Genomic DNA, 16,419 nt, shown 5'->3' on the forward strand with positions numbered 1-16,419 from the left:
CAGGCGAGGTGTGCGGCCATCGCGCCAACGCTGCCAGCTCGTCCCATCGCCAACGGTGCCGTCGCTCCTCAACTGCCTGAGGTGTGCTGCCTTGTGGGTAGGTGTGTGGGCTGGGGTAGGTGGTGGTTGCGTGGTTGGTGTGGTGTGGGCTGTGGTGGGTAGGTCTGTGGTGTATTGGAGTTGATGTGGTGGGCTCGGTGTGGTTTGTAGTGGTTGGGCTGGTTGGGCGGTGCTGGGTCGAGTGGGCCGGGCGGGGAGGAGCGGTGGGGTGGGACCTCCGCCACATCCGCACCCGCGCCACGGCGACGGCCCGCTCCCGGCCGCCGAGGGACGGTGCGAGCCGCAGTGGGAGGCGTCTGGGGTCCTGGCCGGCTCTCGGCCGCAGGGCACAGCTCATGGGCCGTCCATCCCGGCGACGTCACCGGGAGCCCGTCGGACCGGTCCCGCACGCAAGGGCCCGGCGCCGTCGGGTGACGGCCTCGCCGGGCCTGCGTCCGCCTTGCTCGTTCGCCGGGCTTGGCGGTCGCGGTCGTGGCGATCGACCAGGCGCCACCACGACTCGTCCAGGAGCCGGAACGCCCGCGCCTGCACCACGGCCTCGTCGGGATCGTCGGGCAGAGCCAGGGCTGCACGGCGTGCCGCCGCGTGCGCGGCCTCCCACAGCAGGGTGCTCGCCGTGGTCTCGGAGAGGCGGTACGAACGTCGGTAGGCGAGGTGACGCGCTGCCTCCGGGCGAGCACGTGCCTCGGTCCCTGCGTCCTCGATGCCCGGCCTGCGGGCCTCGTCCGGGTGACGGCCTCTCATGGCTCGCTCACCCCCATCGCGGCGAACAGCGTCTGCTGCTGCGCGGGAACGGGGGCACCGCCTGGTCGACGACGCGCACGGCGCGGGCGGGACGCTCCGGCCGGTTGCGGCGAGGCGGTGTCGCGGAGCCGCACGGGACCTGCGCGGCCAGCGGGCTCTGTTGTGTCCGTGGTTCCTGTGGCTGCTACGGGCCGTGCGGTCTCGGCGGGTGTTGTGGCCGCTGCGGGATCTGTGGTGTTCGCGAGACTCGGGGTGCCTGCGGGCCGCGCGTCAACGGTGGTGCCGACGTCGGCGCGGAGCCGCCAGTAGGTCTTCTGCGCCGTGCCGAACCCGATCCGGACGGTGTCGGCCACCTTCGGCCGGGCATTCTTCAGCGTGGACGCCGGGAACCCCACCGGGCGGCCGGCTTCGATCACCTCGGCGGCCAGAGCCTCGCCCCCGTGCGCGGACAGATGGCCGGCGATCCACTCCTTCGCGCCACACGGACGCGAGGACGATGGCGTCGATGGCGGGGTACGGCTCGCGACGGTGGCGTTGGCCGGAACAGCAACGAGGCCCGGACACCGAAGTGTCCGAGCCCCGTTCATTCGCCTGCCCTGGGAGGGATCAGGCCATTGTGTGGTTGGCACCAGCCGCCTCCTGCGCCGCGAGCCAGGCCAGCACCTTCGAGCGCCGGTAGACCACCCGGCGCGGACCGAGCCGGAACGAGTCCGGACCCTTTCCCTCGTACCGCCACCAGCGCAGCGTGTTCTCCGGTACGCCGAGGAGGTCAGAGACCTCTCGGGTGCGCAGCATCGGATCGGACTCGTCCATGATCAGCCTCCGTTGTTGTGGCAAACCTTGAAATCTAGTAGATCACGAGTTCTTGTGGCTGTAAACAAGATTCGCCGATATGGTTGGGGCGTGGCAGCAGACGAACGAGACATTCACATCGGCAAGAACCTCGCTAGCAGGCGCGGCGTACGCAGCCAGCAAGCGCTAGCCCGCGCCATGCGCAACCGAGGCTGGAAGTGGTCCCAGGCCACCGCCTCAGCCATCGAGAAAGGAGAACGCCCACTCAAACTCGCCGAAGCGATCGACCTCGCCGACGAACTGAACGTCCGCCTCGAAGACCTCATCCAGGAACCCGAACAAGCCGCCGCCACCCGCGAGGTCGGCTACCACACGCGCCAGGTCGCGTTCCACGCCGCCAGCGCAATCAAAGTGCTCGTCGAGTTCGAACGCGAACGACGGACACTCCTAACCGCCATCGAGGAAGCAACGAAGATCCCCGGCTGGGAACGTCCCCAAGCCGCAGCAGCGGCTCTGCACGAGCACACCCTCGAAAAACTGATCCACATGGCCCGAATCCTGCTCGACAGCGAGCAACTCACACCGCTCAACCTGGAATCCCTGACCCCCGACGAACTAGCCAGAGTCCTCACCGGAGACGACCCGGACCCCACGGAAGGAGACACAGATGGCCTCGATCAAGAAGAGACCGAACGGTAAGTGGCGCGCCCGCTACCGCGACGAAGCCAAGAAGGAGCACTCCCGCCATTTCGACCGCAGGACCGACGCCCAGGACTGGCTCGACGAAGTCACCGCAAGCATCGTCACTGGTACCTATGCCGACCCGCGACGCGGACGTGTCACGTTCGAGCAGTGGTGGTCGGACTGGTCCCAGCGCCAGGTGTGGGAGCGGACGACGCGTTCTGCCGCCGGCCAGGCGTACGACTGCGTGACGTTCCGACAGATCCAGATGCGCACGCTCCGTCCTTCGCACGTCGAGTCGTGGATACGGGACATGCAGAAGCGTGGACTGGCGGCTACGACGATCAAGACTCGCGTGGCCTACGTCAGTGCGTCACTCCGTGCCGCAGTGCGCGACCGGGTCATCTCGGAGAACCCCGCAGAGCATGTTCGCCTGCCGCGCGTCCGCAAGCCAGAGCACGCCATGACAATCCCGACCTCGGAGCAGGTCGGGGCCGCGATCGCGGCGTCGGCGAAGCACTTCCGGCCTTTTATCGCGGTGTGCGCGTTTGCCGGTCTTCGGCTCGGTGAAGCGGCGGGGCTCCAGCTCGGCGACGTTGACTTCCTCCGGCGAACGATCCAGATCCGCCGACAGATCCAAGGCCGCACGCCCGAGACCGCGTACGTGACCGAGCCGAAGTACGGATCGGAGCGTGTGCTCTCGGTCCCGCTCGCGCTCGTCGAACTGCTTGCCCGCCACGTCGAGGTCTACGGCACGCGTGGTGACGAGCAATGGCTTCTATCCAATGAGAACGACCGGACGTGGCTTGTCGACTCGGCCGGTCACCAGTGGCGGCGCATCCGAGCCCGCGTGACGGGCATGGACGTCTTCACCCTGCACGACCTCCGGCACTACTTCGCCTCTGGCCTGATCGCCGACGGCTGCGACGTCGTGACCGTCCAGCGCGCCCTGGGCCACGCGAACGCGAGCATGACGCTCGACACCTACTCCCACCTGTGGCCCTCCGCTGAGGACCGCACGCGCGCCGCAGCGACGAGTCTCATGGCCGATGCGCTCGGTCTTGCGGACTCTCCGCGGACTGCGGGCGCAAAGTAGCCTGCTGACCTGCGGTCCTAGTAGTAGTACGGAAACCCCGACCAGTCCGGCTCGCGCCGCTCCAGGAACGCCTCCTTGCCCTCGACCGCCTCGTCCGTCATGTACGCCAGCCGCGTCGCCTCGCCCGCGAACACCTGCTGGCCGGCGATGCCGTCGTCGGCGGCGTTGAAGGCGAACTTGAGCATCCGGATGGCCTGCGGCGACTTGGTGGCGATGATCCGCGCGTACTCCAGCGCCAGCCCCTCCAGGTCGTCGTGCTCCGCGACCTCGTTGACCGAGCCCCAGCGCTCGGCGTCGTCGGCGGAGTACTCGCGGGCGAGGAAGAACACCTCGCGGGCGCGCTTCTGCCCGAGCTGCCGGGCGAAGTAGGCGGAGCCGTACCCGGCGTCGAAGGAGCCGACGTCGGCGTCGGTCTGCTTGAACTTGCCGTGCTCGCGGCACGCCACGGTGAGGTCGGCGACGACGTGCAAGGAGTGCCCGCCGCCGGCGGCCCAGCCGTCCACCACCGCGACGACCACCTTGGGCATGGTCCGCATGAGGCGCTGCACCTCCAGGATGTGCAGCCGGCCGGCCTTGGCCGGGTCGATCGAGTCGGCGGTCTCGCCCTCGGCGTAGCGGTAGCCGTCGCGGCCGCGGATGCGCTGGTCACCGCCGCTGCAGAACGCCCAGCCGCCGTCCTTGGGGGAGGGGCCGTTCCCGGTGAGCAGTACCGTGCCGACGTCGGAGGTCATGCGGGCGTGGTCCATGACCCGGTACAGCTCGTCCACCGTGTGCGGGCGGAATGCGTTGCGCACCTCGGGCCGGTCGAACGCGATGCGGACCACCGGCAGGTCGCGCGGCTCGTCACCGCTGCGGTCGACGCCGCGGTGGTAGGTGAGGTCGGTCAGGTCCTCGAAGCCCGCGACCGTGCGCCAGCGCTGCGGGTCGAACGTCTCGGAGACCTGACGGGGGAGTTCGGTGCTCGTGCTCACGCGGGCAAGCCTAGTTCGGGCGGTGTCGGTGGTGGTGACGTGCGGAGAGCCTCAGTGCCAGGGGCCCAGGTTCGGAACGAACTTCCTCATCGCGGCGACGATGTCCTGTGAGTCCGCGAGAGCGAGCGTCACCTCTTCGGTGGTGATGGTTGGAGTCTCTATGCCTGGGTACTCGGAGTCGTGGCGGCGAAGTCGGAGAGCGCGGAACGTCCTCACGACTTTGCGTGCATTGACTCCAAGCTGGGCCTCGACACCTTCTTGGACCGCGCGATGGCCGTTCTTGTTGGTCGGTCGTAGTCCCTGTCGTGCGAGGGGTGCGGTCATGGCCTTGCGCGCGGCGTCGTAGAGCATCGCCAGGGCGCCGGCCGGGTCGTCATCGACCAGCTTGGCAGCCGAGGTGAGGTGGATGTCAGCCTGGTCGAGAAGAAACTCTGCGTGCTCCTCGGACGGTTCGACCTGCTGGAGCTCGCCTTCGTCGATGAGGTTCTGGACCTCAGGCTCGCCGACCGGCCAGCGTTCCCTACCCGTCGTCGTCCGTGGCACTCGGATCTCCTTCGTTCTCGACTAGCTCGACGATCGGCGAGCTCATGACTGTTCGCTTGAACGGGCCGTCGTCGTCCGCCCATGCGGAGGTGGAGACGCGGCGCACGTTGACCTCTCTGTGCAGCGTCTTCTCGGCTTCCTCTACGACGTCGGCGAGTTGATCACGGTCAGGATCGCCGATGACGAGCACGTCGATGTCACCAGGCACTGAACCAGGCTGCTCGTTGTAGCGAGCCGCCCATGATCCATAGATGAAGGCACGCGTGATGCCTTCGACGTCGGTGAGGAGGCCGCGAAGCACCGCCAGGGGACCGAAGGTCACCGCTAGAAGTTCTGCTAGAGGAGCGTAAACGGGGTTGTCCGTTCGTGCGCGGGCAAGTCGTGTGTTGCCGAGACGGCGGGTCGAGACGAGACCGGCCTTGTCAAGGCGGTCGATCTCGCGCAGGACGGTCGCGGGGGACACATCGACGAGCCTGGCGACGTCGGACAGGCTCTGCTCCTCTTCTGGCCGGAGGAGTACCGCCGCCAGGATGTCGCCCTGCGAGCGAGTGCGCAGAAGTGGGAGAAGTAGCGGCGCAGCTCTTTTCATAAAACCGAGTCTATCGTTCGTTTTATGAAAAGAGAGGTGGTTGAGGTCGTGTGGGTGTCGACCAGTAGGGTGACGGCTGGAGAGGAGCCCACATATGCTGATCCGCCATCGTGGTCTCGAACCGACCATCGATCCGTCGGCGTACGTCGCGCCGTCGGCCACCGTCATCGGTGATGTCCGCATCGCCGCCGGGGCCAGAATCCTGCACGGGGCCGTGCTCACGGCGGAGGACGGCGCCGTCGTCATCGGCGAGGACACGGTGGTCATGGAGAACGCGCTGGTCCGCGGGCGCGGAGGGCACCCTGCCGAGATCGGCTCCGCCGTGCTGATCGGCCCGCACGCCCATGTCAACGGCAGCAGAGTCGAGGACGAGGTGTTCCTCGCCACGGGCGTCTCGCTGTTCCCGGGCAGCGTGATCGGCGCGGGCGCGGAGGTGCGCATCAACGGCGTGGTGCAGGTCAACACCGTCGTCGCCCCAGGAGGGCTCGTGCCCATCGGCTGGGTGGCCGTGGGCGACCCGGCGACCATCCTGCCGCCGGACAGGCACGAGGAGATCTGGGCGATCCAGCGGGAGCTCGACTTCGACGGCACCGTGTACGGAGTAGGCCAGGACGCGTCGATGCGCGAGATCATGCGTGGGCAGTCGGACTACTACGGCGCGCACCGTGACGACGTGCCCGTCGTCGACAAGACCTAGTTCCGGCGGTCCAGGGGTTCGGCCGGCGCGAGCTCCTCCGGCCGGACGGCGGGCCGCGCGCCCCGCGTGGCGCCCACCGAGGCCACGACCACGCACAGCACCGCGATCCACTGCGACCAGTGCAGCAGCTCCCGGAGCACGACCAGGCCGACGAGGGCCGCCATGGCCGGTTCGAGGCTCATCAGGATGCCGAAGACGCGTGGCGGCATCTTGCGCAGCGCCTCCAGGTCCAGCGAGTACGGGACCACCGACGACAGCAGCCCCAGGCCGAGCCCCGCGACCAGGACCCACGGCTGGACCAGCGCCGCTCCGCTGTCGGCCACGCCGATGGGCACCGCCACCACCACCGCGACGAGCATGCCCAGAGCCAGGCCGTTGCCTTCCGTGGTGTGGCGGCCCAGCGCCGCGCTGACCACGATGTACAGGCCCCAGCACGCGGCCGCGGCGAGGGCGAACAGCAGGCCGACGAGGTTCACGTCGCCGCCACCGCCCATGAGCAGGAAGACGCCGGCCGCCGCGAGCACCGCCCAGAGCACGTCCAGCCATCGCCTCGAACCGAGGATGGCCACCGTCAGCGGTCCCAGGAACTCGACGGTCACCGCGATCCCCAGCGGGAGCCGGTCCAGCGCCAGGTAGAAGCAGAGATTCATCAGGCCGAGGGTCAGGCCGTAGGCGACCACCACGGTCCACGCGCGACGGCTCATGCGCGGTGAGGGCCGCCACAGGAGCAGCAGGATCGCCGCGGCGAAGAACAGGCGCAACGCGACGGTCCCGAAGCTGCCCACCTCGCTGAAGAGCTGCTTGGCCAGCGCGGAGCCGAGCTGGACGCTGACGATGCCGAGCAGCACCAGGACCGTCGGTGGGACCCCGCCGAGGCCACGCCCGACCAGACCGGTCAGTGACGGCCGGGGCGTCGGGTCGTGTCGAGCGTCGTCGTCGTTCATGGGGGCCACGCGTGGAGTATTGACGACCAGATGGTCGTGCAACACCTCATTTCGCGCACCCTGTGGATAACTCACACTCACCATCCGAACGCGACGAAGTAGTCATGCGGATCGTTAGCCTGGGCCTGTGCTGATCGGTGAACCCGTCGTCTGGTCGACGCCCCTGCGCACCCGCTTCCGCGGGATCGACGTGCGCGACGGCGTCCTCCTGCGCGGCCCAGTGGGCTGGGGCGAGCTGTCGCCGTTCTGGGACTACGACGACGAGGAGTCCTCGACCTGGCTGCGCGCGGCATACGAAGCCGCGACGATCGGCTGGCCCGAGCCGGTTCGGCAGAGCGTGCCCGTGAACGTCACGGTCCCCGCCGTCGGCCCGGAACGGGCACGGGAGCTCGTCCTGGCGTCCGGCGGGTGCCGCACCGCCAAGGTCAAGGTCGCCCAGCGCGGCCCCGACGGGACGCTCGAACCCGTCGTAGCCGAGGCCGAGCGGGTCGCCGCCGTCCGCGACGCCCTCGGGCCCGACGGCGCGATCCGCATCGACGCCAACGCCGCCTGGACGCCCGGGGAGGCCCTGGCCCACCTCGCCGAGATCGACCGCGCCGCCGGCGGGCTCGAGTACGTGGAGCAGCCCTGCGCCGACGTCGACGAGCTGGCCCTGGTGCGGCGCAAGCAGGACGTGCCCGTCGCCGCCGACGAGTCGATCCGCCGCGCGGCCGACCCGATGCGCGTGGTTCGCCAGGAAGCCGCCGACATCGTGGTGCTCAAGGTCCAGCCGCTCGGCGGCGTCCGCGCCTGCCTCGACCTGGCCGAACAGGTCGGGCTGCCGGTCGTCGTCTCGTCCGCGCTGGAGAGCTCGGTCGGGCTCGCCGCCGGCGTCGCCCTCGCGGCCGCGCTCCCCGAGCTGCCCTACGCCTGCGGGCTCGCGACGTCCCAGCTCCTGGTGCACGACGTCGTCGCGGAGCCGCTGCTGCCCGTCGACGGCGCGCTCCCCGTCCGTCGCCCCGAACCCTCGCCAGAGGCGCTCGCGGCGGCGGTCCCCGACGGCCCGACGGCGGAGCGCTGGCTCGCCAGATACCACCGACTGACCCGGATCCTGGAGGACGCATGACGATCCCGCCCGCCGTGACCGCCGCCCGCGCACTGGTCGCCGACCTGGTCAGCCGGGGTGTGACGGACGTCGTGCTCGCTCCCGGCTCGCGTAGCGCCCCCCTCGCCTACGCGGTGGCCGAGGCCGCCGACGCCGGCCGCCTCACCCTGCACGTACGGATCGACGAGCGCGCGGCGGGGTTCCTCGCGCTGGGCCTGTCGAAGGGCATGGAGGGCACGCCGGTCGCCGTCGTCACGACGTCGGGGACCGCCGTGGCGAACCTGCACCCCGCTGTGCTGGAGGCGAACCACACCGGCCTGCCGCTGATCCTGCTGACCGCGGACCGGCCGCACGAGCTGCGCGGGACCGGGGCGTCGCAGACCACCGACCAGGTCGGCATCTTCGGGTCGGCGGTTCGGTTCGCGGCGGACATCCCCGCGCCGAGCGGGCCGTTTGGCGGGGCCGGCCCGTCCGGGGAGTTCGGCGAGGTTGACCCGTCCGGCGGAGTCGATCCGTCCCGTGGGGCCGATCCGTCTGGCCCCGCCGACTTGTCTGGCCGCGTCGGCTCGTCCGGCCGCGCCGACTCGCCCGGCGGAGCCGCCGAGGCGGCGTCGCTCCGGGACCTGCGGCACATCGCGGGCCGCGCGGTCAGTGCCGCCCTGGGCTTCCGCTCCGGACACCCGGGCCCGGTGCACCTCAACCTGGCGTTCCGAGACCCGCTGGCGCCGTCGGCCCCGCTGCCCGGCCCGCCCGCGGACACCGCGCAGGAGGGTTATCCCAAGCCCGACCCGCCGCTCGTCGTGCCGGCCGTGCTGCAGCACTTCGGCTCGCCCGCGCTGCCGGGCGACCCGGCGCGCACCGTCGTGATCGCGGGCGACGGCGCGGGGCCCGAGGCGCGGCAGCTCGCCGAGGCGCAGGGTTGGCCGCTGTTCGCCGAGCCGTCGTCGGGCGCGACGGGCGGGCCCAACGCCGTGGCGGGCTACCGTGTGCTGCTCGGCTCCGACGAGCTCGCCGGGACCGTCGAGCAGGCGGTGGTCTTCGGCCGGCCCACGCTGTCCCGCCCGGTGCAGCGCCTGCTCGGCCGCCCGTCGGTCACGGTCACCGTGGTCGCACCGGGTGCGGGTCCGTGGCCCGACGCCGCGCGCAACGCCGCCGTCGTGCTGCCCGGCCTGGCTCCGGTCTGGTTCGAGGCGGCGTCGTCCGACGTCGTGCCGCCCGACGCCTCCGCGTCCGACCCTGCCGCGTCCGACCCTGCCGCGTCCGACCCTGCCGCGTCCGACCCTGCCGCGTCGCCCGAGCCGTCGGAGTTCCTGGCGCGCTGGCGCGCCGCCGGCGCGCAGGCCGCGCGCGTCCTGGACGACGTGACCAGCGACGAGGCGGTCCTCGGCGGACCCACCGCGCTCTCCGTGGCCCGGGCTGTTGCAGCCGTCCTCGGCCCGGACGACCTGCTCGTCGTCGGCTCGTCCAACCCCGTACGGGACCTGGAGCTCGTGCTCGGCCTCGACGGCCCCGGCCCCGCGGTGCTGGCCAACCGCGGCCTCGCGGGCATCGACGGCACCGTGTCGACGGCGGTCGGCGTCGCGCTCTCCGCCGCTCGCCGCGGCCTGCGCACGCGCGCGCTGCTCGGCGACCTCACGTTCCTGCACGACGTCGGCGGCCTGCTCCGCGGGCCGGACGAGCCCCCCGTCGACCTCGAGATCGTCGTGGTGAACGACGACGGCGGCTCGATCTTCGCGACCCTGGAGCACGGCGAGCTCGCCGCGACCGGCAGCGCCGCGACCGCCACGTTCGAGCGGGTCTTCGGGACGCCGCACGGGTCCAACCTCGCGCAGCTCTGCGCGGGGTACGGCGTGGACCACCAGCTCGTCAAGGACGTGCCGACCCTGCGGCACGCGCTCCAGGCGCCGAGCCATGGCGTGCAGGTGATCGAGGTGCGGGTGCCGCGCGCCGACCGGTTCGCGGAGTCCCGTGACCTGGCGAAGCGCGTGGTCGAGGCGGCGACGTCCTGACGCCTCATGCGTACGGGTCACCCGGGCGACCGCAGGTCTGAGTGCCCGGGCGACCGTGCGTTTGGCACGGAGTGGTGAGCGACGGCCACCGCGCCATGACCGGCGCCGCGGCGTGCAGGGAACTCACAGACTCATCCAAGGGTCGGGCAAGGATCGAGGTGTCAACTGGTTCTGACTTCAAGGAGGGTCACGATGACCGACCAGAACAGCACCACTCCGCAGCCGGACCAGCAGCCGTCCGGGGTGCAGCCCACGCAGCAGCTCCCGGTCGCCGGCCCGGCACCCGCCCAGAACGCGGCAGCGGGGCAGACCCCGAGCACCGCGCAGCCGCCGAGCGCGCCGCAGCCCGCCGACGCCGCGCAGTCCGCCGGCGCCGCGCAGTCCCCGGCGCCCGGACCCGCGCCGGCCCCGTACGCGGCACCGGTTCAGCACGTGACACCCGCCCAGAGCGCCCGTGCGCAGAGCGCGACGTCCGCCCATGGCATTCCTGCCCATGGCGCCCCCGCTCAGAGCCCGGCGCCCGCGCAGCACACCCCCGCTCAGAGCCCGGCCCCCGCGCAGCACACCCCCGAGCAGAGCCCGGCGCCCGCGCAGCACACCCCCGCTCAGAGCCCGGCCCCCGCGCAGCACACCCCCGCTCAGAGCCCGGCCCCCGCGCAGCACACCCCCGAGCAGAGCGCGGCGTCGGCCCAGCACTCGGCCCCCGCCCAGCCCTCGGTGCCCGTGCAGAACGCGACCCCCGCCCCGGGCCCCGGCTACGTGAACCCGTACTCCGCCCCCGCGGCCACGGCGGCCGAGCCGAAGACCAGGAACCGCGCCTGGGTACCCGTGGTCAGCGCCGCGGCGGCCGCCGCCCTGCTGGCCAGCCTGGGCACCGCCGGTGCCATCGCGGTGACCGGCGGCTCGGACGACAACGCCTCCCTGGCCGACGTCGGGCAGACGACCAGCCAGAACGTGCCCGTGCGGAGCTCGACCGAGCAGAACCCGGACTGGACCGCCGTCACCTCGGCGGTGCAGGAGTCCGTGGTCTCGATCCAGGTGGAGAGCCAGGCGGGCGGCGCGGAGGGGTCCGGCGTCGTGCTGGACACCGAGGGCCGCATCCTGACCAACAACCACGTGGTGTCCGGCGCGACGACGGTGCAGGTCACGCTGAGCGACGGCCGCGTGTACGACGCCGAGATCGTCGGCACCGACCCGACCACCGACCTCGCCGTCGTGCAGCTCTCGGACCCGCCGTCGGACCTCAAGCCGGCCACCTTCGCGGACTCGTCGGAGGTCGTGGTGGGCGAGCCGGTCATGGCGCTCGGCAACCCGCTGGGCCTGGCCAACACCGCGACCACCGGCATCGTGTCCGCCCTGGACCGCCCCGTCACGGCGAGCGCAGAGGACGGGTCCGACCAGGTGGTCACCAACGCCATCCAGATCGACGCGGCGGTGAACCCCGGTAACTCGGGCGGGCCGCTGTTCAACGCGTCGGGCGAGGTCATCGGCATCACGTCGTCGATAGCCACGCTGTCGAGCGGCATGTCCTCCAGCAGCTCCGGCTCGATCGGCCTGGGCTTCGCGATCCCGTCCAACCTGGCCAGCCAGATCGGCGACCAGCTCGTGGCGGACGGCACAGCCGAGCACGCCTTCCTCGGCGTCACGATGTCGGACGGCACGGCCACCGCCGACGGCGTGACCCGCCGCGGTGCGCAGGTGGAGACCGTGGTGGCCGACTCGCCGGCCGGTGACGCGGGCCTCCGGCAGGGCGACGTGATCGTCGCCATCGACGGCGACCCGGTGAACGGCGCGGAGTCGCTCACGGCGTTCGTGCGGGAGAAGGAAGCAGGTGACGAGTCGGTGCTGACAGTGGTGCGCGACGGCGAGACCCAGGAGATCACCGTGACGCTCGCGGTGCGGGACGAGACGACCGCCGAGGACCCGGGTTCGCAGCAGCAGCCCGGCCAGGACGGCTCCGGCTCGGACCAGACGAACCCCAACAACATCCCGGACTGGCTGCAGGACTTCTTCAACAACCAGAACCAGGGCTGAGGCCTGAGTCAAGACAACGACAAGATAATGGCAGCGAGGTCAACCGCATCGCTTATCGCGATTGGCCTCGCTGCCATTTGCCGTCCCATTCTTCTGGGTAGTATTACGCGTTCAGCGGGTGAACTTGGCGTCGCAGGCTTAAGTTGGTCGGCGTGTCTGGGACGTACACCGTGGTCAGAACCCTCGGCCGGGCGGATGCCGCGCACGACATCCTCGAGGAGCTGCCGGAATGGTTCGGCATCGACCGGTTCACGCACGAGTACGTCGAGGCGGCCGCCAAGTTCCCCAACTACATGGCGGTCGCGGCGCCCGAGCCGGTCCGGCCGGCCGGGACGCGGGGCCGGGCAGAGCCGGCCATCGGCGCCGACGGCGGCGCGGTCTCCACGGAGGACGTGCTCGGCGTGCTGCTCCTCGACCAGCGCTATCCGACGTCGGCGGAGGTGCACCTGCTCGCCGTGCGGCGCAAGCACCACCGGGCGGGCATCGGGCGCACGCTCCTGAAGCGTGTCGAGGACGACCTGCGTGCCCAGGGGGTGCAGCTCCTGAGCGTGAAGACGCTCGGCCCGTCGGCGTCGGACCCGGGATTCGACAAGACGCGCGCTTTCTACAGCGCGTGCGGCTTCCACCCGGTGGAGGAGTTTCCCGATCTGTGGGCCGACAATCCCTGCCTGCTGATGGTCAAGGCTCTTTGATCAATTCCCGGCAAGATCAGAGCGTCGACGTCGACGGAACCCCGAACAGCGCCTCCGACGCACCCGGCACGACGGCGGCGACGACGCCGCCGAGGCTGCGCTCGAGATAGCCGACGAGCTCTTCGGCGGCCAGGTCGGAGTTGATGCCGCCGTCCACGAGCGCCTGCTCGGCGAGGGCCACCCACGAGCGCACGGCGATGCGCAGCAGCTCGGAGTCGGGCACGTCCAGCTCCAGGAGCACGGCCAGGGCGCGCTCGGTCTGCTCGCGGCGGGCGTCCTCGATCACCGCGCGCACCTCCTCGTCGCCGCTGGCCGCGCCGCGGACGAGCGAGTAGAAGGTGGGCCCGTGCTCACGGACATAGGCGACGAGCCTGGTCAGGGTGCTGGCGAGGCGGTCGGCCGGCGGGAGCTCCGGCTGGGGCTCCGAGGCGTGCAGCATGGAGTCGCGTGCGCGGCGGACTATCTCGTGGTGCAGGCCGTTCTTGGAGCCGAAGTAGTAGTAGACGAGGCCCGTCGAGACACCGGCTTCGGCGGCGATCTCCTCGACGGTCACTTCGGCCAACGGGCGGTCCGCGAGGGTTGCGACTCCCAGTGCCACGAGCTGGTTGCGGCGTTCCTCCGGACGGAGTCGCGTGCGTCGGGCTGTTGCCATGCGTCGAGCATATCCGGCAAGCTTTGCGGCGCCGTCAGGGGGTCAATTGACGGTGACTCAGTAATCGCGCTAACGTCGCGACGGGACGACGGTGCAGTCGTCCTCCCATTGGCATCGAGGGGAAACCAATGAAGCTCAGCAAGATCACGGGGTCGCGCAAGGGTCGCGTGGCCCTCGCCGTCGTTCCGGTCGCCATCGCCGCCAGCGTCCTGCTCGGCGGCGTTGCACAGGGCGCAGTGCCCGTCTCGTTCGCCATCTCCGGCAGCCAGTTCAAGATCGGCGCCGACAAGCTCGAGGGCGTGGGCTTCTCGCAGTACGCGGGCGTGGCCACCGCCTCCGACGGCACGCAGCACCCGGCCGCCATCGCGAACATCAAGGACGCGAAGCTGTACAACCTGTGCCAGTCGGTCGTGCAGGACACGCCGCTGGGCAAGGTGGGCCTCCTCATCTCGGCGGGTGACGGCGACGCGCCCGCGACGGCCACCGACCTGCAGATCGGCATGAACGACCTGTCCGGTACCGCGGTCTTCAAGAACATCCGCATCGGCGTCGATGCCTCGACCGTGAACACCGCCAAGAAGGGCGACACCGGCGACTTCGCCATGGACTCGGACTCCGTCGACATCGACGGCCTCCAGCAGGTCTCGTGGAGCACGCAGGCCGCCGTCTTCCAGCTCACGGACCTCAGCCTCAAGATCACGGACGGCACCGAGTGCTTCTGAGTCCGGGTGACGGCCAGGCGAACGCCGGCCGCCCCGGACTTCGCGCGAAGCTCGCTGACTGGCGCAGGGACTTCCGCCCCTGGCGCAGGCAGCGGCCGTTCGTCGGGGGTGTGCTGGTAGTCCTCGCAGGCCTGGAGATGCTCCTGTCGGGCCCCATCAAGCTGGACCAGCTCGGCATGAACGTCGTGCTGCAGTTCGGGGTAGAGGGTGCGCAGGCGACGATCCTCCCGCTTGCGCTGGTGCTGCTCGGGATCCTGTCGATCGCCCAGCCCGTGCACCGGATCTTCTACGGCGTGATCGCGCTCGCGATCTCCGTCTACTCGATCGCTGGTGTGAACCTCGGCGGCTGGGTGGTCGGGTTCCTGCTGGGCGTGATCGGCGGCATCGTCGTCGTGTCCTGGGCGCCCTCGGCGGCGGACGCCGAGGCGGCCGAGGGACCGGCGGCGACGGGTGAGCCCGTGGCGACGGAGGAGCCTGCGGCGACGGCGGCCGAGGCCGACGTCGCTCCTGAGGCGGAAGGTGCGTCCGGCACGGGCGCTGCGTCGGATACGAACGGTGCCGATGGCGATGGTGCCGACGCCTCCGGTTCGGACGGCGACGCCCCGCCCAAGACCGATCCATCGGCGGGTGCGGCGTCTCCATCGTCGACGGCGGACGTCGCGTCCACGACGGACGTCCCACCCGCGGCAGCCACGGCCACGACCGGCACCTCGCCCAAGGCCGACCCCGCGACGTCGGACAAGGAAGCCTCGCCTGCCCCGAAGGCGGACGGCGACGCACCGCGCGCCGGCGGCGAGCCGGCCGCGGACACGGAGGCGATCCCCCAGGTGGAAACGCTCAGCAGTGCGCTGCGCGCCCTGTCCCAGAAGTCCGCGGCGGTGGTGGTCGCCAGCGCGATGGCGCTCGGCGGCATGAGCATGCCCGCATCGACGTCGGACGCCGGGACGCAGGATGACGACTCGATCTGGTGCGTGATCTTCGGCGCGTGCGAGGACGGTACGGACGACCCGTCCACCTCGCCGTCGCCGTCGCCGAGCACGTCGGACCCGGCCACCGGTGAGGACGACGCGGGCGAGGACCCGGTGGGCGACGCCGTCGACGACGTCACGGACGGCGTGACCGACCCGGCCGACGGCGGTGGGAACACCGGTGACCAGGCGGGCGACCCGGCCGACGGCGGCGCGGGTACCGGCACGGGCGACGACAAGTCCGAGTGCCAGGAGCCGACCCAGGACGGCGAGGTGCCGCCGGACGCCGGGGAGAACTCGCCGACGGACCCGTGCGGCGAGATCGACCCGCAGGCGACCATCGAGGATGCGCTGAAGACCGAGCTCGGCACGTGCGTCAAGGTGACCTTCGGCGGCAAGTACGACCTCAACATCGACCTGCCCGGCCAGTGCGGCGCCCGGGAGGACGGCTCGGTCTTCTCCCTGCCCGCCGACCTGGAGAGCCGGGACCTGACCATCCCGCTCACGGGCATCAACGGCATCGGGCTGGCGAACGTGCCGGTCAAGGGCGGCGGCGAGCGCCGGGACACCATCAAGATCTCGGCGGACAAGGTGGTCGTCGACGGCTTCTGGCTGCACACCTACGCCTACGACCACGGCACCACCGCGGGCACGGACACCCGGGCCAACTTCGTGTCGCTCGAGGGCAACGCGGAGATGTACGTGTCGTCGATCCACGCGAACCTGCCCGACGGGCAGGACCTCCTGGAGGTAGCAACCAAGGTGCTCCAGGGCGCCTCGCTCATCGAGATCCTGTTGACCGCGACGGACGCCCGGATGGGCTTCATGGGCGCGACGTCCGACATCCAGGTGTGGGATAACTTCCGCGAGCAGGTCTGGGGCGACGAGACCGACCCGATCGGCAAGGGCCCCAAGGCGGGCGACCCCTGATCCGCTGACGCCTGATCCGCCGACGCCGCAGCGTGGCGACACGAACGGCGACGAAGCAGAACCTGGGCTCGATGCTCGGGTTCTGCTTCGTCGCGGTTCTGTCCCGCTGCGCTTTCCCGGCGTGACACCGCCGGCGCTTGACCCGGCGTGACGCCGGCGCTGATGCGGCGTGACGCCGACGCTTTCCCGTAGCGACGTCGGTGCTTTCGCT

At 71.0% G+C, this 16,419-nt stretch carries 16 protein-coding genes; 9 read left to right on the top strand and 7 right to left on the bottom strand.

What is annotated here, in order from left to right:
- Positions 1-393: 393 nt before the first annotated feature.
- Complete coding sequence (locus tag AC0QU1_RS03040) at positions 394-804, bottom strand: hypothetical protein (protein WP_483574240.1); 411 nt, start codon at positions 802-804, stop codon at positions 394-396.
- Positions 805-1,410: 606 nt separating this feature from the next.
- Entirely contained in the window at positions 1,411-1,617 is a 207-nt protein-coding gene (locus AC0QU1_RS03045; protein ID WP_483574241.1) for a helix-turn-helix transcriptional regulator, read from the bottom strand.
- A gap of 90 nt (positions 1,618-1,707) precedes the next feature.
- Here AC0QU1_RS03045 and AC0QU1_RS03050 point away from each other — a divergent pair, with 90 nt between their 5' ends.
- Both AC0QU1_RS03050 and AC0QU1_RS03055 read left to right on the top strand, forming a co-directional pair.
- Complete coding sequence (locus tag AC0QU1_RS03050; RefSeq protein WP_483574243.1) at positions 1,708-2,295, top strand: helix-turn-helix domain-containing protein; 588 nt, start codon at positions 1,708-1,710, stop codon at positions 2,293-2,295.
- On the top strand, positions 2,264-3,373 hold the full coding sequence (locus AC0QU1_RS03055) for a tyrosine-type recombinase/integrase (protein ID WP_483574244.1): 1,110 nt from the start codon (positions 2,264-2,266) through the stop codon (positions 3,371-3,373). Before AC0QU1_RS03050 ends, AC0QU1_RS03055 begins: the two co-directional genes overlap by 32 nt.
- 17 nt (positions 3,374-3,390) lie before the next feature.
- Here AC0QU1_RS03055 and AC0QU1_RS03060 read toward each other — a convergent pair whose 3' ends face one another.
- The 3 genes from AC0QU1_RS03060 to AC0QU1_RS03070 are packed head-to-tail and all read right to left on the bottom strand — an operon-like array spanning position 3,391 to position 5,476.
- Positions 3,391-4,344, bottom strand: a complete 954-nt coding sequence (locus AC0QU1_RS03060; protein ID WP_483574246.1) for a 1,4-dihydroxy-2-naphthoyl-CoA synthase — start codon at positions 4,342-4,344, stop codon at positions 3,391-3,393.
- A gap of 51 nt (positions 4,345-4,395) precedes the next feature.
- On the bottom strand, positions 4,396-4,887 hold the full coding sequence (locus tag AC0QU1_RS03065) for a HEPN domain-containing protein (protein WP_483574248.1): 492 nt from the start codon (positions 4,885-4,887) through the stop codon (positions 4,396-4,398).
- The gene (locus AC0QU1_RS03070; RefSeq protein WP_483574249.1) at positions 4,865-5,476 is read right to left on the bottom strand and encodes a hypothetical protein; all 612 of its coding nucleotides are present in this window, start codon (positions 5,474-5,476) and stop codon (positions 4,865-4,867) included. The genes AC0QU1_RS03065 and AC0QU1_RS03070 overlap by 23 nt, the downstream gene beginning before the upstream one ends.
- A 94-nt stretch (positions 5,477-5,570) precedes the next feature.
- On the opposite strand from AC0QU1_RS03070, the gene AC0QU1_RS03075 reads away from it, so the two are divergent.
- A complete protein-coding gene (locus tag AC0QU1_RS03075) occupies positions 5,571-6,173 on the top strand; it encodes a gamma carbonic anhydrase family protein (protein WP_483574250.1) in 603 nt (200 codons plus the stop codon).
- Here AC0QU1_RS03075 and AC0QU1_RS03080 read toward each other — a convergent pair.
- On the bottom strand, positions 6,170-7,117 hold the full coding sequence (locus AC0QU1_RS03080) for an EamA family transporter (RefSeq protein WP_483576621.1): 948 nt from the start codon (positions 7,115-7,117) through the stop codon (positions 6,170-6,172). The two genes, AC0QU1_RS03075 and AC0QU1_RS03080, sit on opposite strands and share 4 nt — an antisense overlap.
- A gap of 127 nt (positions 7,118-7,244) precedes the next feature.
- Between AC0QU1_RS03080 and AC0QU1_RS03085 the strand changes: the two genes are divergently transcribed.
- From AC0QU1_RS03085 to AC0QU1_RS03100, 4 genes are all read left to right on the top strand, one after another.
- A complete protein-coding gene (locus AC0QU1_RS03085; protein WP_483574251.1) occupies positions 7,245-8,222 on the top strand; it encodes an o-succinylbenzoate synthase in 978 nt (325 codons plus the stop codon).
- Positions 8,219-10,210 carry a 2-succinyl-5-enolpyruvyl-6-hydroxy-3-cyclohexene-1-carboxylate synthase gene (gene menD, locus AC0QU1_RS03090; RefSeq protein ID WP_483574252.1) on the top strand — a complete coding sequence of 664 codons (1,992 nt, stop codon included), beginning with the start codon at positions 8,219-8,221 and terminating at the stop codon, positions 10,208-10,210. The genes AC0QU1_RS03085 and menD overlap by 4 nt, the downstream gene beginning before the upstream one ends.
- Before the next feature lie 192 nt (positions 10,211-10,402).
- A complete protein-coding gene (locus AC0QU1_RS03095; protein WP_483574253.1) occupies positions 10,403-12,244 on the top strand; it encodes a S1C family serine protease in 1,842 nt (613 codons plus the stop codon).
- 170 nt (positions 12,245-12,414) lie between these two features.
- The gene (locus AC0QU1_RS03100; RefSeq protein ID WP_483574255.1) at positions 12,415-12,936 is read left to right on the top strand and encodes a GNAT family N-acetyltransferase; all 522 of its coding nucleotides are present in this window, start codon (positions 12,415-12,417) and stop codon (positions 12,934-12,936) included.
- Between the two features lie 16 nt (positions 12,937-12,952).
- Here the strand turns inward: AC0QU1_RS03100 and AC0QU1_RS03105 are convergent, their stop codons facing one another.
- Positions 12,953-13,588: a TetR/AcrR family transcriptional regulator gene (locus tag AC0QU1_RS03105; RefSeq protein WP_483574257.1), complete on the bottom strand. Its 636-nt coding sequence runs from the start codon at positions 13,586-13,588 to the stop codon at positions 12,953-12,955.
- A 128-nt stretch (positions 13,589-13,716) separates the two neighbouring features.
- On the opposite strand from AC0QU1_RS03105, the gene AC0QU1_RS03110 reads away from it, so the two are divergent.
- A complete protein-coding gene (locus tag AC0QU1_RS03110) occupies positions 13,717-14,310 on the top strand; it encodes a DUF6230 family protein (RefSeq protein ID WP_483574258.1) in 594 nt (197 codons plus the stop codon).
- A complete protein-coding gene (locus AC0QU1_RS03115; protein WP_483574260.1) occupies positions 14,301-16,208 on the top strand; it encodes a DUF6114 domain-containing protein in 1,908 nt (635 codons plus the stop codon). Before AC0QU1_RS03110 ends, AC0QU1_RS03115 begins: the two co-directional genes overlap by 10 nt.
- The last annotated feature ends 211 nt before the right edge of the window (positions 16,209-16,419 follow it).

It is taken from the genome of Promicromonospora noduliphila, assembly GCF_056951025.1.